This is a genomic window from Streptomyces boninensis (assembly GCF_048572725.1).
GTDB lineage: Bacteria > Actinomycetota > Actinomycetes > Streptomycetales > Streptomycetaceae > Streptomyces > Streptomyces boninensis.
Map to the genome: position 1 here is coordinate 207,216 of NZ_CP183837.1, position 21,019 is coordinate 228,234.

The 21,019-nt window shown below is 71.4% G+C and carries 17 protein-coding genes; 10 read left to right on the forward strand and 7 right to left on the reverse strand.

Annotated elements, in window-relative coordinates; all coding sequences use genetic code 11:
- Positions 1-40 precede the first annotated feature (40 nt).
- Together ACNNMR_RS00985 and ACNNMR_RS00990 are read left to right on the forward strand one after the other, a co-directional pair.
- Positions 41-1,843, forward strand: a complete 1,803-nt coding sequence (locus tag ACNNMR_RS00985) for a glycoside hydrolase family 20 zincin-like fold domain-containing protein (protein WP_419992535.1) — start codon at positions 41-43, stop codon at positions 1,841-1,843.
- Entirely contained in the window at positions 1,840-2,805 is a 966-nt protein-coding gene (locus ACNNMR_RS00990; RefSeq protein WP_419992536.1) for an acyltransferase domain-containing protein, read from the forward strand. The genes ACNNMR_RS00985 and ACNNMR_RS00990 overlap by 4 nt, the downstream gene beginning before the upstream one ends.
- Positions 2,806-2,817: 12 nt before the next feature.
- Here ACNNMR_RS00990 and ACNNMR_RS00995 read toward each other — a convergent pair whose 3' ends face one another.
- The 3 genes from ACNNMR_RS00995 to ACNNMR_RS01005 form a co-directional block, all read right to left on the reverse strand.
- Complete coding sequence (locus tag ACNNMR_RS00995; RefSeq protein WP_419992537.1) at positions 2,818-3,822, reverse strand: AurF N-oxygenase family protein; 1,005 nt, start codon at positions 3,820-3,822, stop codon at positions 2,818-2,820.
- Positions 3,779-4,486 carry a TetR/AcrR family transcriptional regulator gene (locus ACNNMR_RS01000; protein WP_419992538.1) on the reverse strand — a complete coding sequence of 236 codons (708 nt, stop codon included), beginning with the start codon at positions 4,484-4,486 and terminating at the stop codon, positions 3,779-3,781. Before ACNNMR_RS01000 ends, ACNNMR_RS00995 begins: the two co-directional genes overlap by 44 nt.
- A 65-nt stretch (positions 4,487-4,551) precedes the next feature.
- Complete coding sequence (locus ACNNMR_RS01005; protein ID WP_419992539.1) at positions 4,552-5,529, reverse strand: helix-turn-helix transcriptional regulator; 978 nt, start codon at positions 5,527-5,529, stop codon at positions 4,552-4,554.
- Positions 5,530-5,592: 63 nt separating this feature from the next.
- Between ACNNMR_RS01005 and ACNNMR_RS01010 the strand changes: the two genes are divergently transcribed.
- From ACNNMR_RS01010 to ACNNMR_RS01020, 3 genes are all read left to right on the forward strand, one after another.
- Positions 5,593-5,943: a YybH family protein gene (locus tag ACNNMR_RS01010; protein WP_419992540.1), complete on the forward strand. Its 351-nt coding sequence runs from the start codon at positions 5,593-5,595 to the stop codon at positions 5,941-5,943.
- Between the two features lie 111 nt (positions 5,944-6,054).
- Positions 6,055-6,432, forward strand: a complete 378-nt coding sequence (locus ACNNMR_RS01015) for a PadR family transcriptional regulator (protein ID WP_419992541.1) — start codon at positions 6,055-6,057, stop codon at positions 6,430-6,432.
- On the forward strand, positions 6,429-7,799 hold the full coding sequence (locus tag ACNNMR_RS01020; RefSeq protein WP_419992542.1) for a permease prefix domain 1-containing protein: 1,371 nt from the start codon (positions 6,429-6,431) through the stop codon (positions 7,797-7,799). Before ACNNMR_RS01015 ends, ACNNMR_RS01020 begins: the two co-directional genes overlap by 4 nt.
- Here the strand turns inward: ACNNMR_RS01020 and ACNNMR_RS01025 are convergent.
- On the reverse strand, positions 7,790-8,617 hold the full coding sequence (locus tag ACNNMR_RS01025; RefSeq protein ID WP_419992543.1) for an alpha/beta fold hydrolase: 828 nt from the start codon (positions 8,615-8,617) through the stop codon (positions 7,790-7,792). The two genes, ACNNMR_RS01020 and ACNNMR_RS01025, sit on opposite strands and share 10 nt — an antisense overlap.
- Positions 8,618-8,815: 198 nt before the next feature.
- Between ACNNMR_RS01025 and ACNNMR_RS01030 the strand changes: the two genes are divergently transcribed.
- The 5 genes from ACNNMR_RS01030 (at position 8,816) to ACNNMR_RS01050 (ending at position 14,352) form a co-directional block, all read left to right on the forward strand.
- Positions 8,816-10,165 (forward strand): MFS transporter, encoded by a 1,350-nt coding sequence (locus tag ACNNMR_RS01030; RefSeq protein WP_419992544.1) that lies wholly within the window; start codon positions 8,816-8,818, stop codon positions 10,163-10,165.
- Positions 10,166-10,178: 13 nt separating this feature from the next.
- Positions 10,179-11,045: a shikimate dehydrogenase gene (locus ACNNMR_RS01035; protein ID WP_419992545.1), complete on the forward strand. Its 867-nt coding sequence runs from the start codon at positions 10,179-10,181 to the stop codon at positions 11,043-11,045.
- Between the two features lie 11 nt (positions 11,046-11,056).
- On the forward strand, positions 11,057-12,853 hold the full coding sequence (locus ACNNMR_RS01040; RefSeq protein ID WP_419992546.1) for a bifunctional sugar phosphate isomerase/epimerase/4-hydroxyphenylpyruvate dioxygenase family protein: 1,797 nt from the start codon (positions 11,057-11,059) through the stop codon (positions 12,851-12,853).
- Between the two features lie 61 nt (positions 12,854-12,914).
- Positions 12,915-13,583, forward strand: coding sequence for a TetR/AcrR family transcriptional regulator (locus tag ACNNMR_RS01045; protein ID WP_419992547.1), 669 nt, complete (start codon positions 12,915-12,917; stop codon positions 13,581-13,583).
- Complete coding sequence (locus ACNNMR_RS01050) at positions 13,567-14,352, forward strand: SDR family oxidoreductase (RefSeq protein ID WP_419992548.1); 786 nt, start codon at positions 13,567-13,569, stop codon at positions 14,350-14,352. The genes ACNNMR_RS01045 and ACNNMR_RS01050 overlap by 17 nt, the downstream gene beginning before the upstream one ends.
- Here ACNNMR_RS01050 and ACNNMR_RS01055 read toward each other — a convergent pair whose 3' ends face one another.
- From ACNNMR_RS01055 to yicI, 3 genes are read right to left on the reverse strand one after another with little or no spacing between them, the layout of a single operon-like run.
- The gene (locus ACNNMR_RS01055) at positions 14,353-15,780 is read right to left on the reverse strand and encodes a cytochrome P450 (RefSeq protein WP_419992549.1); all 1,428 of its coding nucleotides are present in this window, start codon (positions 15,778-15,780) and stop codon (positions 14,353-14,355) included.
- Positions 15,781-15,831: 51 nt separating this feature from the next.
- Positions 15,832-18,741, reverse strand: coding sequence for a glycoside hydrolase family 3 C-terminal domain-containing protein (locus ACNNMR_RS01060; RefSeq protein ID WP_419992550.1), 2,910 nt, complete (start codon positions 18,739-18,741; stop codon positions 15,832-15,834).
- Positions 18,738-21,017: an alpha-xylosidase gene (yicI, locus tag ACNNMR_RS01065; protein ID WP_419992551.1), complete on the reverse strand. Its 2,280-nt coding sequence runs from the start codon at positions 21,015-21,017 to the stop codon at positions 18,738-18,740. Before yicI ends, ACNNMR_RS01060 begins: the two co-directional genes overlap by 4 nt.
- Positions 21,018-21,019 lie beyond the last annotated feature (2 nt).

Here is a 21,019-nt window from a genome sequence, read left to right on the forward strand (position 1 = left end):
GCCCGCCCCTCCCCCGGCCGTCCCGACCTCGGAGCAGCCCGTGCCCGTAACGCCCTTCCCGCGACCCCGCTCACTCACCACCGGCACCGGCGGCGCCCCTGCCGACGCGCCCGTCACCGTAACCGCGGACCCGACGCTGCCCGCCCAGGGCTACCGGCTGCGCACCGGCCCCGGCGGCATCACCGTCACCCACCGCGACCCGGCAGGCCTGCGCTACGCACTGCAGACCCTCGACCAGCTGCGTGCCGCCCCCGACTTCCCCGCCGTGGCGTACGACATCGCCGACCACCCCGACTTCCCGGTCCGCGGTTTCCACCTCGACATCAGCCGCGACCGGGTGCCGACCCGCCGCACCCTGGAGGGCTGGCTGGGCATCCTCGCACTGGCCCGCTTCAACCAGCTGGAGCTGTACTGCGAGCACACCTTCGCCTACGGCGACCACGCACAGGTCTGGCAGGACGCCTCCCCGCTCACGGCCGACGACCTGCGGTGGCTGGACGCCCGCTGCGCGGCCCTGGGCATCGAGCTTGTGGCGAACCAGAACACCTTCGGCCATATGGAGCGGTTCCTCGCGCACGAGCCGTACGCCCACCGCGCGGAGAACCCCGGGGGCTTCGAGCGCGGTGGGCGGCATTACCCGCCGAGCACACTGGCGCCGACCGCGGAGAACGCCGCCTTCGCGGGCGGGCTGCTCGCGGAGATGGCGCGCCATGTCCGTACGAAGCGCATCAACATAGGCGCCGACGAGCCCTTCGAGCTCGGCACCGGACGCTCGCGCGAGCGGGTGGTGCGCGAGGGCCTGGGCGACGTCTATCTCTCCTACGTGACGTCGGTGATGCGGCCGTGGCTGGAGGCCGGCTACGCGGTGGAGTTCTGGGCCGATGTCTTCGGTGATCACCCGGAGCTGATGGACCGGGTGCCGCCGGGTGCGGTGCCGGTCGTCTGGCAGTACGACGCGCCGCGCAGCGTCGCGGAGGTGATCGCCGCGGACGGCGGCGAGCTCCGCTCCTGGCGGCGGCTGGGCGCGGATGTCGAGCGGCTGCGGGACGGCTTCCGCGGGCGGGCGAAGCTGCTGCGGGAGGCGGGGGTGCCGTTCTGGGTGGCGCCGGGCACCGGGAACTGGAACTCGCTCCTGGGCCGCCTCGACAACGCGGTCGAGAACATGACCGACGCCGCCTCGGTCGGCCTGGAGAACGCCGCCGGGGGCTATCTGCTCACGTGCTGGGGCGACCACGGGATGTGGGACCCACCGTCGGTCAGCTTCGGTCCGGCGCTCTACGGCGGCGCGGTGAGCTGGTGCCTGGAGGCGAACCGCGATCTCGACATCGCGGGGGTGCTGAACGAGCACGTGCTGCTGGACGGCACCGGCCGCACGGGCGCGGTGCTCGACCGCCTGGGGCGGGTGGCCAGGTCCTTCGGTGTGCCGCTGCTCAACGGCTCCCCGATCGCGCGGGTGCTGTTCCCGGACGTGGGGCCGCCACTGCCGGAGTACCCGACGGCGGCGGCGCTCGACGGTGTCTCGGGCACGCTGGCGCAGTGCCGCCGCGAGCTGGCCAGTGCCGATCCCGCTGCGGCCGACGGCGATGTCGTACGACGTGAACTCGCCCATGGCATCGCGCTGTCCGAGTTCGCGGTGGAGCTGCTGCGGGCGCGCGGGGAGGCGGACGGCGGGGCGGATGCGATCGGCCCTGCGACGGCCCGGCGGCTGCTCCTGGAGCTCGACCCGCTCCTCGCCGAGCAGCGCGCCTGCTGGCTGCTGCGCTCCCGCCCGGGCGGCCTCGACGACAGCGTCGCGCGCATCGATCGCGTACGGCACGACCTGCTGAAGGCTGCGCAGCGATGACGGCAGGACCCGCCCTGGAACGCTGGCTGAGCACCCTCGCCGGCCAGTCGGCGGCGCCCGGAATCCCCGACCCGCACCTGCCAACCGCCGCCGAGACCTGGGACCGGATGCGGCTGCTCGCCGTACCGGAGGAGGACCGGGCGGCCGTGCTCGCGTCCCTGCCCAGTCCGGCCAGGACCCCCGAGCTGTGGCAGGCGCTGCTGCACTGTCATCGCACGCTGTTCGCCGATGCCCGGGTCGACTGGCCGAACGCCCCCGAGCGCCTCGGCGCCGCAGGCCGCTACTTCTACGTGCACCTCTACGCACTCGCGCTGCCGCAAGCCCTGGAACGCCAGCGCCGCCACGACGTGCCACCGGACGTCATCCGCGCGACCTTCGCCGACCTCGGCGCGAAGCTGATCACGTATCGCCGGGCCCACGGCACCGGCGGCCTCGACCGCCAGTCCTGGCTGGTCCGGCACTTCCGCGGCACCCTGCACCGCCTCGGCAGGCTGCAGTTCGAGCGCACCACGCTCGACGCCGCCGCCTGCGGCGGCAAGCCTGACGGCGACGGCCCCGAGGACGGCGAGCCGGTACTGGACGTCCACATCCCGGGCGACGGCCCGATGACACCGGCCCGCTGCGACGCCTCCTTCGCCGCCGCCCCGGCCTTCTACGCCCGCCACTTCCCCGGCACCCCGTATCCGTACGCGACCTGCCACTCCTGGCTGCTCGACGACCAACTCGCCCGTCACCTGCCCGCCGACGCGAACATCGTCCGCTTCCAGCGGCGCTTCCGCCTCTTCGGCGACCGGCCGGTGTGCGACGACGACATCCTGGAGTTCGTCTTCGACGCGCCGCCCGGCACGGCGGACCTGGACCGGCTGCCGCGCGACAGCGCATTGCAGCGGGCGATCCTGGGCCAGCTGCGGTCCGGGGGCCACTGGCGGATGGGCCATGGCTGGACCGCGCTGCCCCGATAGCGTGCCGCGCGGTCAGGCAGCCTTCGCGGCCTCTGAGCCCCGGCGCGGACGACGGGGCTCGGCCCAGATACCGAAGGCCTTCCACACCCGCTTGTTGACCCGCGTGATCAGACCCAGCTCCCCCATCAACTCCCGCACCTTCCCCACGGACGCCCGGATCTCCTCCTGCGCCGTCTCCGACTCGTACACCTCCCGCACCACCTCCGGCGGAATCTCGAACCGCCGGATCATCGTCCCGGGCGGCGACAGCATGATCCGCGACATCACGCCGAGGATGACCGGGGTGATCAGCCCGAGGATCCGGCGGCGGATCGGCAGCATGCCCGGGACGCGGTGCCTGAGGTAGTGGCGGGCGAAGGAGATGTGGCGGGCCTCCTCGGCGATGTGGATGCGCATGATGGTCTCTTCCAGCGGGTGCTTGATGTGTCCCTCCTTGAGGGACTTGCGCTGGACGTAGTCGATGGGGTCCTCGCCGCCGAGTACGAAGACGAAGAAGAGCTCGGTGTTGATCAGCGGGATCAGCGGCGTCACCTCGGCGATCAGCCGCAGCGAGCGCGGCATGCCGCGGATCGGCAGGCCGGTGCGGTTCACGAACTCCTGGAACATCATCCCGTGATGACATTCCTCGGTCGTCTCGTGGTAGACGTACCGGAATTCCGGGCGGCCGTTGGGCAGCCGGTAGGCGTAGTTGAGCAGGCCGCGCTTGAGCAGGTTCTCGAACTGCAGGCCGATCTTCATCGCCGTGGCGACACGCCACAGCCCGATCTGCGCCTGGATCTCCGGCGGCTGCGCGCGATACCACTCCGTGCGGCCCAGCTTGTCGGCCTCCGGCAGGATCCAGCGCGGGTCGTTCCGGTCGATCTGCAGCTCGGGGTCGTCCCAGGCGATGTCCGCGTACGCCTCCCAGTGCTTGTCCACGGACGCCTTGTTGAGGCGTTCGATGACCGCCAGGAAGGACTGCTTGTCCTTGACGTCAGTGCGGATTTCCTGGGCGAGTTCCTTGGGTGCCTGCGTCATGTCGGGTGTCCCTCGGATCGGCTTCGGGGTCGGGGATGAGCTGTCTGGCGAGCGACTTGACCTGTTCGAGTACGGCGCGCTGGTGGCCGTGGACGTCGTCGTCGAGCGCGTTGTGCACCGACAGGCCCACGAACATCGCGTGCACGGTGCGCAGCGTGGTCGGCACCGAGCCGTCCGGCAGGTTGGTCTGCGGGAAGAGCTGCTCGAAGGTGACCAGGATGAGGTCCAGGACGCGGTCGTTGAGGTCGACGCAGAGCGCGTGCAGCTCCGGGTCCGTACGGGAGGCGACGGCCAGCTCGAGCATCGCCCGGGCGGAGGGTGAGCGGAATACGTCCCAGAGGAGGTCGAGCGCCCCCTCGACGTTGTGCCGCTCCGGCGGCAGCTCCGCGAAGGCCGCCTCGTACGCCTGCCGCTGCTGGTCCAGCAGATGCTCCACGGCCGCGTCGACCAGCGACATCTTCGTGGGGTAGTGGTGCTGCTGCGCGCCTCGCGAGACGCCGGCGCGGCGGGCGACCTCGGTGGTGGAGGTCTTCGACCAGCCGAGCTCGGCGAGGCACTCGATGGTGGCATCGAGCAGCCGCGCCTGCGTGCGCGTCCGCCGCTCCTTCTGGGTGCGGCGGGCGCCCGGCTCAATTTCCGTACTGCCAGTGCTGGTTACGGGCATGGCGTTACCGTACGGCCGCAACAAACAAGCATGCAAGCCTGCATGTAAGTGATGTGGGCCGCGCCTCAGGCGGGCCCTCCGTAGCGGGCGGCGATCGCGGCGGCGCGGTCGCGGAGGGCCGTTCGCAGCCACTGCGGGCTGAGGGCCTCCCCGTACGTGGCGAGCTGCCACAGGGCCCACTCGGCGTGCCGCCGGTCCTGGAAGGCGACCTCCATCCGCAGGCGGCCGTCCGCGTCGGCTTCCTCGGTGAGGACTGCGAGCGCGGTGTTCACCAGGTCTTCGCGGCGGGCCGGGTCCAGCCGTACGAGCACGGCGACTTGGTCGCCGCCGGTCCGGAAGCGGGCGCTCCGTTCCTGCCAGGCGCGGTCCAGGTCGACGCGGTCGGGGCGCTGGGCCGGCTCGGCGAGTTCCTCGGCGGCGAGGACGCGGGAGAGGCGGTACGTGCGGTCCGCGCCGGCCCGCGTCGCCAGCAGGTAGCCGCGGTCGCCAGCGGTGACCAGGCCGATCGGGTCCACCGTCCGCCACTTCGGCGCCTGGTCGACGGCCGCGTACCGGATACGCAGCTTGTGTCCGGCGAACACCGCGCGCCGGATCTCGGCCACGACGGCGTCGGGCACCTCCTCCTCGCTGACCAGCCGACGGGAGAGGAGGTCGGTCTCCGGGTCTATGAGCACCCGCTGGGCCGCGCCCGCCGCGGTGGCCCGGTGGCCTTCGGGCAGCGCGTCGACCACCTTGAGCATGGCCGAGGCGAGGGCGGAGCCGAGGCCGAAGGCCTGCGCGCCGCGGCGCGAGCCGGCGACCAGGAGGGCGAGGGCCTCGTCGTGGTTGAGGCCGGTGAGTTCGGTCTGGAAGCCGGGGAGCAGCGCGAAGCCGCCGTTGCGGCCGCGTTCGGCGTAGACCGGGATGCCTGCCGCGGACAGCGCTTCGATGTCGCGCAGGACGGTGCGGGTGGAGACCTCCAGCTCGCGGGCGAGCGCGGTAGCGGACAGCCGGCCGTGCTGCCGCAGGAGCAGGACCAGGGAGACCAGGCGGTCGGCACGCATCCGAAAAAACTATCCCAGATATGTGACACAAGATGTCATGTATTCCTTGCGAGGCTTGCCCACATGACACACGCAGCGGCCAACGAGCCGAATGACCTGGGCAAATACTTCATTGAGCGCGCCAACGCGGGGGATGTGGACGGGCTGGTGGCGCTGTACGAGCCGGACGCCGTGCTGGCCTTTCCGCCGGGCAATCTTGCGACCGGGCATGCCGAAATCCGCAAGGTGTACGAGCAGTTCGTCGCCGCCGCACCGGTGCTCTCGCCGGGCCGGCAGCACCCGGCGCTGATCTCCGGCGACCTGGCGCTGACGGCCTCGACGCTCACCAACGGCGACATCACCGTCGAGGTCGCCCGCCGCCAGCCCGACGGCTCCTGGCTGTGGTCCGCGGACCAGCCGTCACTGGCACGGTAGTTCGGAGCGGCACGGCTTGTCGCCGAGCGGCCGCGACGATTCTTGTGCGGGTCTAATACCTAGAGCTACTATGCATCACGGTCTTAGGCATGCGGATGTATGGGAGGGCTCATGCGAGTCACCAAGGATCTCGTGGCCGCTTCGGCGACCCCGATCGTGCTGGGCATCCTGGCGGAGGGCGAGAGCTACGGCTACGCCATCCTCAAACGGATCAGCGACCTGTCCGACGGCGAACTGGACTGGACCGAGGGCCTGCTCTACCCACTGCTGCACCGGCTTGAGCGCCTCGGGCACGTGGAGTCGAGCTGGCAGTCGGTCGCCGGTGAGCGGCGGCGCAAGTACTACCGCATCACCGACGGCGGCCTGACCGAGCTCGCCGAGCAGCGCCGCCAGTGGGACACGGTGGTGGACGCGCTCAAGAAGGTCTGGCACGGCGACCCCGGTGATCCGCGCCCGCGGGCGGCGCGGCCGCTGGAGGGTCTGGCATGACCGCGCTGGACGATCGCGGCGGGTTGGAGGCCCAGTTCGCCGAGTGGCGTCATTACGTACAGCGTCGGCCGGAGCTGCGGACGTCCGATGCCGAGGAGCTGGAGGACCACCTCCGGGGTTCCGTGGCCGAGCTCACCGCCCTCGGCCTGCGGGCGGACGAGGCTTTCCTGGTCGCGGTCAAGCGCATGGGCGGCCTTGATGAGCTGTCGCGGGAGTTCGCCCGGGAACACTCCGAGCGGCTGTGGAAGCAACTGGTGCTGACCGGCGAGGCCGACGGCCCGGCGGACTCCCGCGCCCGTCGCGACCTGATCGCTCTGGTCTGCTGTGCGGCGGGGGCGGCGGTGTCCGTCAAGGTGCCCGCGCTGTTCGGGGTGGGCCTGGCGGACGACGGCGCGTTTTACGGGCGCAACCTGGCCCTGTTCGCCCTCCCCTGGCTGGCGGCCTTCCTGGCCTGGCGGCGGCAGGTCGGGCCGGCGCTGATCGGCGTGCTGGCGGCGCTGTTCGCGCTCGGCGCCGTGGCTGCCAATGTGTACCCGCTCGCGGAGGACTCGCAGTCCGTGGTCCTGACCGCCATCCACCTGGCCATCGCCCTGTGGTTCGCGGTCGGCCTGGCGTACGTGGCCGACGATCTGCGATCGCCGCGCCGGCACATGGACTTCATCCGCTTCACCGGCGAATGGTTCGTCTATCTCGCGCTCATGGCCGCCGGCGGCGGTGTGCTGACCGCCTTCACCTTCGGGACCTTCGAGGCCATCGGGATCGTCCCGGAGGACGTCATCCAGCAGTGGCTGCTGCCCTGCGGGGCCGCGGCTGCGGTCGTCGTGGCCGGCTGGCTCGTGGAGGCCAAGCAGAGCGTGGTCGAGAACATCGCGCCGGTGCTGGCGCGGCTGTTCACACCGCTGTTCGCCGCCACCCTGCTGGCCTTCCTCATCACCGTCGGGTGGAACAGCTCCGGCATCGACATGGAGCGCGAAGCGCTGATCCTCTTCGACCTTCTGCTTGTCGTCGTACTGGGCCTGCTCCTGTATTCCATCTCGGCCCGCGAACCACTCGCTCCACCCGGCCCCTTCGACCGGCTGCAACTCGCCCTCGTCACCGGCGCACTCGCCATCGACGTGCTGGTCCTGGTGGAGATCGCCGGCCGCATCTCGGAATACGGCACCACGCCCAACAAGACGGCGGCCCTGGGCGAGAACGTCATCCTGCTCGCCAACCTGGCGTGGTCGGCGTGGCTGCTGCTGTCGTTCATCCGGCACCGGCAGCCCTTCTCCGCGCTCGAACGCTGGCAGACCGGCTACCTGCCGGTGTACGCGGCGTGGGGCTGGGTGGTGGCCCTGATCTTCCCCCCGCTCTTCAGCTACGCGTGACCGGTCCTGCGTACGGTGGCCTGGTGTGACGCGGCCGGGGCGCTGCCCTGGAGGATCAGGCCGGCGACCCGCTCGGGGTCATCGGACATCGGCACGTGGCCACAGCCCGCCAGGAGATGGTGGTCGGCGGCGGGCAGCACCCGGCGGGCGCGCCGACGCTGGTAGCGCGGCAGCACGACGTCGCGGGCCGCCCAGGCGACGGTGACCGGCACGTCCTCCGGTATCGCGCCGGCCAGCGGGGCGTCGAGCCGGAAGTATCCGTAGCGGAGCACGGTGCCGGCCGCGCGGCGGAAGGCGTGGAAGTCGCCCAGGGACCGCTCCGGGCTCAGCCGCGACGGCTTGTCGGTGGTCCAGCCGATCAGCACCCACCGTCCGAACGCCGACTTCGTCATCCGCGGAGCGATCGGCGCGACCAGCGTGGCGCCGGTGAGCATCGTGCAGAACAGGCCGCCGGTGTACGCCCAGTCGAGGGGCGAGGACCAGAAGCCGGCCGGGGACAGTGCGGTGACGCTGCGCGCCCCGCCCGCGGCGGCGATCTGCAGGGCGATCCCGCCGCCGAGGGAATTGCCCGCGAGGTGCGGGCGGTCCAGCCCCAGCTCGGCGAGGAACTCGACGACCTGCGTGCGTACCGCCTCCGCGGTCGACTTGCCGCCGGTCCGCAGCCGGCCGGACTCACCGTGGCCCGGGAGGTCCACGACGATCACCTCGCGCTCCTCGGCCAGCCGCGCGACGACCGGCTCCCAGGCCTGCCTTCGGTGTCCGATCCCGTGCAGCAGGACCAGCGGCTCGCCGCTTCCGAAGCGTTCGTATGCCAGCACAACGACCTCCCCGTCGGTAACGTACCGAGCAGTAACTCACTGAACGGCGCGGCGGTCAATGGCCGGTCGCCGCCCGGAGATTGGTCGCGCGGCGCACCTTGACAGCGGGCAGGACCGGCTCCAGCATCTCCGGTCAGTAATTAACTATCCAGTGAGTTCACTGGACGCACCTCCTCCCCCGTCCCCAGAGGAGCAGCCGTGTCCCAACCCGCCATCCCCCAGGGCAAGCCGAAGAAGGCCGCCGTCGCCGCCTGGATCGGCAGCGCCCTGGAGTACTACGACTTCTTCATCTACGGGAGCGCCGCGGCCCTGGTCTTCCCCAAAGTCTTCTTCAACCCGGACGACCCGGCCACCGCGACGCTCACCTCCATGGCGACCTTCGGCGTCGCCTATGCCGCCCGCCCGGTCGGCGCCCTGTTCCTCGGCCACTTCGGCGACCGGCTCGGCCGCCGCCGGATCATGGTGACCACCCTGGTCCTCATGGGCGTCTCGACCTTCCTGATCGGCTGCCTGCCGACGTACGCGCAGGTCGGCACCGCCGCACCGGTGCTGCTGGTCCTCATGCGCGTGCTGCAGGGCCTCTCGGCGGCCGGCGAGCAGGCGAGCGCGAACTCCATGACCCTCGAACACGCCCCGGAACACCGCCGCGGCTACTACACGAGCTTCACGCTCAACGGCACCCAGGCCGGGCAGATCCTGGCCACCGTGGTGTTCATCCCGGTCGCCGCGCTCCCCGACCACCAGCTGTACACCTGGGGCTGGCGGATCCCGTTCCTGCTCAGCGTCGTCGTGGCGGTCGCCGGCTACATCATCCGGCGCAAGCTGGAGGAGACCCCCGTCTTCGAGCAGGCCGCGGCGAACGACGAGGTCGCCAAGCTCCCCCTCCTCGACCTGCTGGTCCACCACTGGGCGGACGTGCTGCGGGTGATCGCGGCGGCGACCATCGCCACGGTCAGCACCATCTTCTCGGTGTGGGCGCTGTCGTACGCCACGAGCGACGGCGTCGGCCTCGACAAGACGGCGATGCTGTGGGTGAACGGCCTCGCCAACGGCGTGGCGCTGCTGGCCATCCCGCTGTGGGCCACGCTGTCGGACCGGATCGGCAGAAGGCCGGTGTTCCTCTTCGGCACCCTGGGCTGCGGCGTGATGATCTTTGTCTATCTGTGGGCGATCTCCACCGGCAGCTACGCCCTGGTGTTCACCACCGGCATCCTCTTCTTCGGCGTCGTCTACAGCGCGGCGAACGGCATCTGGCCCTCGCTCTACGGCGAGATGTTCAGCACCCGGGTCCGGCTGTCCGGCATGGCCATCGGCACCCAGTGCGGCTTCGCCATCGCCGGCTTCGCGGTCACCTTCGCGGCGGAGATCGACGGCCGGTCCGGGCAGAACTGGACCGGTGTCGCGATCTTCACGGCCGCCTTCTGCCTCCTCAGCTCCCTCGCCATCGCGACCGGCCGCGAGACGCACCGGGTCCCCACCGCGCAGCTCGGCGAGCGTCCCGCCGCCGCCCCGGCCCCGACGGCCGCGACCCACTCGGCAACGACCTGACGGAGACCGCCCGATGACGCGTAGCACCGGGGCCGCGTACCTCGCCGGACTGATCGGCGCCGGCATCGGCCCCTCCCTCAGCCCCGCGCTGCACGAGCGGGAGGCGGACCGGCACGGCGTCCGCCTGCTCTACCGCACCATCGACATCGACACGCTCGGCTTCGCGCCGGAGGCGGTCGGCGAGTTGGTACGGGCGGCCGGGGCGCTCGGCTTCGACGGCCTGAACATCACCCACCCCTGCAAGCAGCTGGTGATCGAGCACCTCGACGAACTGGCCCCGGAGGCGGCCGAGCTCGGCGCGGTGAACACCGTCGTGTTCCGCGAAGGACGGGCCACCGGGCACAACACCGACGCCACCGGCTTCGCCCGCTCCTTCGCCCTGGGCCTGCCCGAGGCGCCGACCCGGCGCGTGGTGCAGCTGGGCGCGGGCGGCGCCGGGGCGGCGGTGGCGCACGCGCTGCTGACCATCGGCGTGGACCGGCTGGCCGTGATCGACACCGACCGGGGCCGGGCCGAGCGGCTGACCAAGGCGCTCTGCGGCCGGTTCGGCACCGGCCGCGCCGTCATCCCCGCCGCGGGTACGGCCGACGAAATCGCCCGCGCCGACGGCCTCGTCCACGCCACCCCCACCGGCATGGCCGCCCACCCGGGCCTGCCGCTGCCCGCCGAACTGCTGCGCGCCGACCTGTGGGTGGCCGAGGTCGTCTACCGGCCGCTGGAGACCGAGCTGCTGCGCCAGGCGCGGCTGCGCGGCTGCCGCACGCTCGACGGCGGCGGCATGGCCGCCTTCCAGGCCGCGGACGCCTTCCGGCTCTTCACCGGCCTCGAGCCGCACACCGAGCTGATGCTCGCCGACCTCGCCCGCGCCACGTCCATCTGAGGAGACCAGCCATGCGCAAGTCCATCGCCACGGTGTCGCTCAGCGGCTCGCTCTCGGAGAAGCTCACCGCGGCCGCCGGCGCCGGATTCGACGGCGTGGAGATCTTCGAGAACGACCTGATCGCCAGCCCGCTCCACCCCGAGGAGGTCCGCGCCCGCGCCGCTGACCTCGGCCTGACCATCGAGCTCTACCAGCCCTTCCGCGACTTCGAGGCCGTGCCGGGCGAAGTGCTGACCCGCAATCTGCGGCGCGCGGAGCGCAAGTTCGCCGTCATGGAGCGCCTCGGCGCGGATCTGCTGCTGGTGTGCTCCAGCGTCTCCCCCGACGCGATCGACGACGACGCCCTCGCCGCCGAGCAGTTGCACGCGCTCGCCGAACAGGCGCGGCAGCACGGCATCCGGATCGCGTACGAGGCCCTGGCCTGGGGCCGGCACGTCAGCACGTACGACCACGCCTGGCGCATCGTGCGGCTGGCGGACCATCCCGCGCTCGGCACCTGCCTGGACAGCTTCCACATCCTCTCCCGGGACAGCGACCCCAAGGGCATCGAGGACATCCCCGGCGAGAAGATCTTCTTCCTGCAGCTGGCCGACGCGCCCCGGATCGCCATGGACGTGCTGCAATGGAGCCGCCACTACCGCTGCTTCCCCGGCCAGGGCGGCTTCGACGTCGCCGGACTGACCTCGCTCGCCGTGCACGCCGGCTACGCCGGGCCGCTGTCCCTGGAGGTCTTCAACGACGTCTTCCGGCAGGCCGACGCCTCCGGTACGGCCGTCGACGCGATGCGCTCGCTGCGCACCCTGGAGGAGTCGACGGGCCTCGCGCCGCTGCCCGCGCCGGTCGTGCCCACCGGCGTCGCGTTCGCCGAGCTCGCCGTCGCGGATACGGAGCCGCTGGGCGGGCTGCTGACCGCGCTCGGCTTCTCCAGGACCGGCCGGCATCCGGCGAAGCCGGTGGAGCTGTGGGAGCAGGGCGAAGCCCGGCTGCTGCTCAACACCGCGGCGCACGCGGGCGCCGGCCGCGAGGGCCCGGCGCTGGCCGCGATCGGCCTGGAGACCGCCGACCCCGCCGGGGCGGTACGACGCGCCGAGGCGCTGCTCGCGCCCGTGCTGCCGCGCCGCCGCACGGCGGGCGAGGCGCCGCTCGACGCGGTGGCCGCGCCCGACGGCACCGAGCTGTTCTTCTGCCGCACGCACCGGGCGGGCCACGCCACCTGGACCGGGGACTTCGAGCCGGTGCCACCCGGACCGGCCGAGCCGGCCGGCCTCGCCCGTATCGACCACATCACGGTCACCCAGCCGTGGCACCACTTCGACGAGGCGGCGCTCTTCTACCGGAGCGTGCTGGGGCTGCGCGCGGACGAGAGCCTGGACATCGCCGACCCGTACGGCCTCTTCCGCAGCCGCGCCATGGCGAACGCCGACGGCTCCCTGCGCATCGCGCTCAGCGTCGCGCCGGGCCCCGGCGATCCGGGCGTACCGCTGCAGCACATCGCCCTCGCCACCGACGACGCGGTGGCGGCCGCCCGGCACGTACGGGAGCGGGGTGCGCCCCTGCTGCCGGTCCCGGCCAACTACTACGACGACCTGCAGGCCCGCTACGACCTGGCCGCGGCGGAGCTGGCCACGCTGCGCGAGCTCGGGATCCTCTACGACCGCGACGACCACGGCGAGTTCCGGCACTTCTACACCGCCGCCGTCGGCCGCGTCTTCTTCGAGATCGTCGAGCGCACGGGCGGGTATCGCGGCTACGGCGCCCACAACGCAATGGTCCGGCTGGCCGCCCAGCACACCACCTTCGCCCACTGAGGCCGGAGCTGTGGGCTGGCTCTAGACTGGCGGCGCCGTATCGTCCCCGCAGAGGAGCCGCATGGCAGCCGCCGTCCACCCGCCGACCGGGTCCGCCAAGCGCACGCGGGATGCGGCCAGGACCCAGGCGGAGATCCTCGACGTGGCGACGGAGGTCTTCGCGCGCCAGGGCTATGCGGGTGCGCGGGTGGACGAGATAGCCGATCGCACCCGCACCACGAAGCGGATGCTCTACTACTACTTCGGCAGCAAGGAGCAGCTCTTCACGGCGGTGCTGGAGCGGGCGTACGCGGTCATCCGCCGCCAGGAGCAGGAGCTCGACGTCGAGCACCTGGACCCGGTCTCAGCGATCCGGCGGCTCGCCGAGCTGACCTTCGACCATCACGAGGCGCACCCGGACTTCATCCGGCTCGTCAGCATCGAGAACATCCACGAGGCGGTCCACATCGCCGCCTCCGAGTCGCTGAGCTCGCTCAACTCCCCCGCGATCGAGGTCATCGGCCGCATCCTCGAAGAGGGCAGGGCCCAGGGCGTCTTCACCGCGGACGTGGACGCCGTCGATCTGCACGCCGTGATCAGCTCATTCTGCTTCTTCCGGGTCGCCAACCGGCACACCTTCCACACCATCTTCGGCCGCGACCTCACCGCCCCCGACCGCCGCGACCACTACCGCGCGATGCTGGGCGACCTCGTCCTCTCGTACCTCACCGGGGATGGAAACCGCAGCTGACGTCCGCTATAGAGGCCCGATGGACTTCTCCGGACGCAAGGGCACCGCGCTGGTCGCGGGCGGCACGGGAGCGATCGGCGCGGCGGTGGTGCGCACGCTCGCCCGGTACGGCAGCGACGTGGCGTTCACGTACCGCAGCAGCGAGGGCGCCGCGCGGGAGCTGGAACGGGAGTGCGGGGCGCGGGCGTTGCAGGCCGAGCTCGGTGATGAGGAGGCCGCGGCGCGGGCGGTCCGCGAGACGGCGGCGGACGGCGGGCTGCACACGCTGGTGTACGCGGCGGGCCCGCACGTGCCGATGCGGCACCTCAGCACGGTCCCGCCCGCCCGCTTCCGCGAGCAGCTCGACGCGGACGCGATGGCCTTCTACAACCTGGTCCACCCCGCCCTCCCCGCCCTGCGCGAACGCGCCGGCAGCGTGGTCGCGGTGACCACGGCCGCGACCCAGCGCTTTCCCGTACGCGACGGGCTGTCGTCCGGCGCCAAGGGCGCGGTCGAGGCCGTGGCCCGCGCCCTGGCCGCCGAGGAGGGCCGCTACGGCGTGCGGGTCAACTGCGTGGGCCCCGGCATGCTGACGGACGGAATGGCCGCCCGCCTGATGGCGGACGGCGAACTCGACGACGCGGCCCTGGCGATCACCCGCCGCAACATCCCGCTGCGCCGCTTCGGCACCGCCCAGGACATCGCGGAGGCGGTGGCCTTCCTCGCCTCGGACCTGGCGGGGTTCGTGACCGGGCAGCATCTGGCGGTGGACGGGGGGTACACCGTCTGATCAGGACGGGTCCAGGCGCCGCAGCGACAGCGGCAGGCCGTCCACGGGCGCGGGTCCGGTGCCGTACGCCAGTGGTGGGTCGTAGCCGGCGGGGACGCGCCACTCCAAGCGCAGCAGCATCCGGTGCATGATCGCCTTGACCTCCATGCCGCCGAAGTACATGCCGATGCACTTGTGCGCGCCGCCGCCGAAGGCCGACCACGCGTAGCGGTGCGTCTTGTCCTCGTGGCGGTCCTCGGTGAAGCGGTCCGGGTCGAAGACGTCCGGGCGGTCCCACCACGGTTCCATGCGCTGCGTCTGGTAGATGCTCGCCAGTACCCGGGTGCCTGCCGGGATGTAGTACCCGAGGATCTCGGTGTCCTTGACCGCCTCCCGGAAGAGGCCGCCCACGGGTGCGTTGATACGCAGCGTCTCCTTGAAGACCCGGTCGAGGAGCGGGAGCCGGTCGAGGTCGTCGTAGTCGAGGGCGTCCCTGCCGAGGGCTTCGGATTCGGCCCTGAGGCGGTCCTGCCACTGCGGGTTGCGGCCCAGGTGGTAGGCCATCATCGCGAGGGTGAGGGTGCTGGTGTCGTGGGCCGCCATCATCGCGAAGATCATGTGGTTGACGATGTCGTCGTCGCCGAAGGCGTCTCCGGTCTCGCTCTCCGCATGGCAGAGCACGCTGAACAGGTCGTCGCTCTTGCTGTCGCGCTTGTCGGCCAGGCGGTCGCGGAAGTACGTCTCCAGGTACTGCCGGCCGCGCAGCCCGCGCGCCCATACGCCGCCCGGCATATTGGCCCGCACGATCGCCTGCCCGCCGTGTACGGCGTCGATGAAGGCTCTGGTGAGGCGCTTGGCCTCGGCCGACTGTGCCGGGGCGGACTCGCCGGCGAACACGGCGTTCGCGATGTCGAGGGTCATCGCCTTGGCGGCGGTGTACACCGGAAAGCGCCGGCCGGGCCGCCAGCGGGACAGGCCCTGCTCGATGCGCGGGTTCATCGCCGCCAGATAGCCGTCGAGGCGGGGCAGGGTGAAGGCGTGCTGCATGATCCGCCGGTGGTGCAGATGCTCGGCGAAGTCCAGCAGCAGCAGCCCGCGGTCGAAGAACGCGCCGATGAGATAGCCGTAGAAGCCGGCGTTGCCGAAGGCGCGGTCGCGATTGGCGGCGACGACCTGCATGCCCTCGGGGCCGACGACGCCGACCATCCTGGTGCCGAGCACCCCCGACCAGGCGACAGGCCCGTAACGCTCGTACCGCTGCCTGCTGAAGCGCAGCGAGTCGACCTGCAGGCTGAAGGTGTGGCCCACGAGCGGCGGCCCGTGGTCGCCCGGCACCGGCTTGAGGCCGGAGCCGGGCGGCGGTAACGCCAGCGGGCGGCTGCGGACGGGCAGCCGGGAAGTGACGGCGGAGGCGGCGCGGACGGCACGGTAGGCGAGCGGAGCGGTCATGACCGGGGTCCCTTCACTGGGGCGGTGTGCTCCCTCCGCCGCCACCGTAGGTCAGCGCAGTGAAAAGGTGGAGAGCCGCAGCCCTTCGGAGAGGATCAGGTAGACGTCCTGGCGCCCGGACGCGCCCTTGAGCGAGGCTGTGACTTCCTTGTAGGTGTAGCGGGAGCCGGTGCTCGCCGCTGTCGCGCGACCGGCCAATCGGCCGTCGGGGGCGCCCAGGCGGACCTCGACGGTCCCCTCCCCCGACGACTCCTTGGCGAGCTGTGCGCGCAGCCGCCGTGCGCCGCCGCCTAGGTCCGTATCGGCGAAGAGCAGCCAGGCCCCGGCTTCCGCGCCGACCGCGGTGCCGCGCGGCTTGGACTCGTCGACGAGGCGCACGCCGTTGTAGTCGTCGAAGTTCTCCGCGCGCGTGGCGTGCGACAGGTCCCGCGCCGGGATGGTCTCGCCGCGTACGTCGAGCGTGGTGCGGCCGCGGATGTCCCCGGAGGACGAGCCGACCATGACCTCGTACGCGCTCCGCTCCACCACCCAGCGGGAGCGGGTCACGTCCCAGTGCGCCAGGTCCTCGCGCGCCAGCGGCAGCGTGACCGTGCGCGACTGGCCGGGCTTCAGCTCCACCTTGCGGAAGGCCTGCAGCTTCTTCCGCGGCTGCTTGACCCGGGACTTCTGCTGCCGGGTATAGAGCTGCACGACCTCGGCGCCTTGGCGGCGGCCGGTGTTGGTGACCGTGACCTCGATGCCGTCGCGCACGGCGCGCGGCTTTCCGTAGCGGAAGGTGGTGTACGAGAGGCCGTGGCCGAAGGGGTAGAGCACGTCGCCGGTGAAGTACTGGTAGGTGCGGTCGTGCTTGATGTTGTCGTATTCGAGGATGGAGGGCAGGGCGTCCGCGGACCGGTACCAGGTCTGGGTGAGCCGGCCGGCCGGGTTCGCGTCGCCGAAGAGGACGTCGGCCAGCGCGTTGCCGGTCTCCTGGCCCGCGTGGGTGGTCCAGAGGAGGGCGGGGGCGTGCTCTTGCTCCCAGGTCAGGGTCGTCGGGTAGCTGTTCTCCACCACGACCACCGTCTTCGGATTGGCCGCCAGCACGGCCTTGACCAGCGCCGCCTGGGTCTCCGCGAGGCCCATGTCCTCGCGGTCGTCGGTCTCGCGGGAGTTGATGAAGGGCATGGAGCCGACGACGACGATCGCCGCGTCCGCGCCCTTTGCCGCGGCGACCGCCTCCTCGATGCCGTCCCGTACGACCTCGCGGGTGTAGCGGCTCGCGTCGGCGGCGGGGCCGAGGACGAGGGTGCCGTCGTCCTCGCGGGCGTGGAGGTAGACGCTGTCGCCGAGCCAGTCCTCGTAGCCCGAGTACTTCAGCAGGACCGTGTCGTCGTCCTGGGCCTCCAGCTTGAACAGCTGGGAGACGAACCAGCCATTGGGCTGGTCCTGGTCATTGAAGAACTGATTCCCCTCGGACCCACTGCCGTCCGGGTCGCGCATGCCGACGACCTTGCCGTTCGCGGCGGCCCGCAGCGTGACCACGCCCTGGCCCCAGCCGAAGACGTCGAAGTGCTGCGCCTCGCCGGGCTCGCCGGCGCGCTCCTTCAGTGCGGTCTCGGCTCCGCCGGCCGTGATGTACGCGCCGGTGGCGGCGTTCTTGAGCGCGATCCGGTCGACGCCTTCGCGCGCGGTGACGGTCGCGCCCGCGCCGAGCCGCTTGGCGATGCCTGCCCGCGGCGTCACCTCGTACGGCAGCTCGCCTGAGTACCAGTCGGTGTAGAGGGTGTCGGCGAGCGGGCCGACGACGGCGACCTTGCGCAGCTTGCGGGCGTCGAGTGGCAGGGCGCCGCCGTCGTTCTTCAGCAGCACGATCGCCTCGGTGGCGGCGCGGCGGGCGAGCTTGCGGTGCGCGGGGCTGTCGATGACCGACTTGTCGATGTGTCCGTACGGGCCGCCGTCCTCGTCGAAGTCGCCGAGGCGGCTGCGGATGTCGAGGATGTGCCGGACGGCGGTGTCGATGTCCGGCTCCTCCAGCAGGCCCTTGTCCAGCGCCTCGTTGATCGCGGCGATGGTCTTGGAAGGGTCCGTGTCGTCCGTGGTGAAGCTGTCGAGGCCCGCCTTGATGATCGCGGCGTCGGCTTCGGCGAGGGTGTCGAAGTACTTCTGTGAGCCGGTGGCCGGGAGGTTGTTGGGCGCCCAGGCGTCGGTGACGTTCAGGAGGGCCCGGTCGGTCCAGGTGCGGACCGAGGCGTTGAGGTCGGTGACGGTGCAGGGGCGTCCGTTGACCAGGTTGTACGCGGTCATCACGCCGCAGGCGGCGTCGGCGGAGATGGCCGCGTTGTAGGCCGGTTCCTCGTATTCCTTCAGCACGCGGGGCCGCAGGTCCGAGGAGGTGCGGTCGCGCCTGACCTCGTTGTTGTTGGCGAGGTAGTGCTTGACCAGCGGGGCCGTCTTGAGGTGGTCGGGGTCGCCGCCGCTGAGGCCCTTCGCGTACGCGGTCGACATGACGCCGGTCAGGTGCGGGTCCTCGGAGTAGCCCTCCTCGTTACGGCCCCAGCGCGGGTCGCGGAGCAGCTGGACGGTCGGGGACCAGACGTTGAGGCCCCAGCCCTTCGGCCGCTCGTGCTGCAGGCCGCGCACCTCGTCGCCGACGGCCGACCCGACCTGCTCGATCAGGGCCGGATTCCAGGTGGAGGCGAGGCCGATGGCCTGCGGGAAGACGGTGGCCTTGCCCAGCCAGGCGAGGCCGTGCAGGGCCTCGGTGCCGGTGCGGAAGGATCTTACGCCGAGGCGAGGAATCGCCGGCTGCCATTGATGCAACAGGGATATTTTTTCGTCGAGCGTAAGTTTACCCAGGAGCTCCTCGACTCCCGGGGCCGCCGACGCGGCAGCAGGCGCCGCAGCCGCAGACGCGGGCCGTACTCCGACCGCGCCCACCAGCGCGGCGACCAGGGGGACGGTCAGGACTGTTCTTCGCTTCATGTAAGCGACTCCTTCCGATCGGGTCGAACCGCTTCAATGCGCGTGATGCCGGCCTCCGCCCGCACCGTCGGCCCGCCGGCCACCTCCAGCGCCCACGGCCGGCTCGCGTCGCCCGCCATGGCCCGTACTGCGCCGTCCTCACCCACGACGGTGAAGTCCACGCCCCCCACCGCCAGTTCGACGCGCTCACCAGGCCCCACCCCGTACGCCCGCAGCGTCACGCCATCCGCGTAGTCGTAATCCGGCCGGTCATCGACGCCGCCCACCGGCAGCACCGCACCCGGCCGCACCAGCACCGGCGCGCTGTCGAAGCCATGCCGCTCCTTGACCCATCGCGGCCCCTGCACCTCCTCGCCCGTGAGCAAGTGCGTCCAGGTCCCCTCGGGCACGTAATACGAGACCTCGCCGCCATCCGTGAACACCGGCGCCACCAGCAGATCCGGCCCGAGCATGTACTGCCGCTCCAGATGCGTGCACGCCGGATCGTCCGGGAACTCCAGCACCATCGCCCGCATCATCGGCACGCCCTCGGCATGCGCCTGCCGCGACACCGCGTCCAGATAAGGCATCAGCCGCAGCTTCAGCTTCGTAAAGCTCCGCAGCACATCCACGGCCTCGTCATCGAAGAGCCACGGCACCCGGTACGACGCCGAGCCGTGCAGCCGCGAGTGCGACGACAGCATCCCGAAGGCGATCCACCGCTTGAACAGCGCCGGCGAAGGCGTCCCCTCGAAGCCGCCGATGTCATGGCTCCAGTAGCCGAAGCCGGACAGCCCGAGCGACAGCCCGCCGCGCAGCGACTCGGCCATCGACTCGTACGTCGCCTCGCAGTCACCGCCCCAGTGCACCGGGAACTGCTGGCTGCCGGCGGTCGCCGACCGGGCGAAGACCACCGCCTCGCCTTCCCCCCGGTGCTTCTTCAGCACGTCGAAGACGGTCCGGTTATAGAGGTACGTGTAGTAGTTGTGCATCCGCTCCGGATCCGCGCCGTCGTGGTACGCCACGTCCACCGGCACCCGCTCGCCGAAGTCGGTCTTGAAGCAGTCGACGCCCATCTCCAGCAGCGCCTCCAGCTTGCCCGCGTACCAGGACCGCGCCTCCGGGTTGGTGAAGTCCACCAGCGCCATGCCCGGCTGCCACAGGTCCCACTGCCACACCCCGCCGTCCGGCTTCTTCAGCAGATAGCCGTATCTGCGCCCCTCGGCGAAGAGCGGCGACCGCTGCGCGATGTACGGATTGATCCACACGCAGATCCGCAGCCCCTTCTCCTTCAGCCGCGCCAGCATCCCGGCCGGATCGGGGAAAACCCGCGGGTCCCACGTGAAGTCGCACCAGTTGAACTCGCGCATCCAGAAGCAGTCGAAGTGGAAGACCGACAGCGGCAGATCGCGCTCCGCCATCCCGTCGATGAAGGACGTCACCGTCTCCTCGTCGTACGAGGTGGTGAAGGACGTCGACAGCCACAGCCCGAACGACCAGGCCGGCGGCAGCGCGGGCCGCCCGGTCAGCGCCGTGTACTTGCGCAGGATCTCCTTCGGCGTCGGCCCGTGGATGACGTAATAGGTCATCTCCTGGTCCTCGACGCTGAACTGCACCCGCGAGACCGCCTCCGAGCCGGCCTCCAGCGACACCCGGCCCGGATGGTCGATGAACACGCCGTAGCCCGCGTCCGTCAGGAAGAAGGGCACGTTCTTGTACGCCTGCTCGGTGGCCGTGCCGCCGTCGGCGTTCCAGATGTCCACCACCTGGCCGTTCTTGACCAGCGGGCCGAAGCGCTCGCCGAGGCCGTAGACATGGGTGCCGACGGCGAGGTTCAGCTGCTCGCGCAGATAGTGCTCGCCGCTGTCCTGCTGCATGATGCCCATGGCCTTCGGACCCGACGACGTCAGCGGCCTGCCGTCCGTCGTACGGAAGTCGAGCTGCCACGGCCCGCCGCGCGCCACCCGCACCGCGAGGCTGCCGGCGGTGAGCGTCGCGTGCTCGTCGTCGTACGACACCTCCGCGTGCCCCTCGCTCGCGGCGAGGCCGAAGTCCGGGCCACGGTCGACGTCGCCGTCGAAGTGGGTGAGGGTCACGCCGATCACGTCGGGCATCGGTGCGTGGCACCGGACCGTCATGACCGGGCCCTTGAGTAGGTCGCCGCGGTGCCGGATCGGCTGGGTCGGGGCGTGGATCTCGAGCGTGCCGCCGTCGGTGGCGTTCACGTCGAGGACCTCGACCGGGTAGGCGGCACGGACGCCCTTGCGCAGCATCCAGTAGCCGTCGGTGAACTTCATGT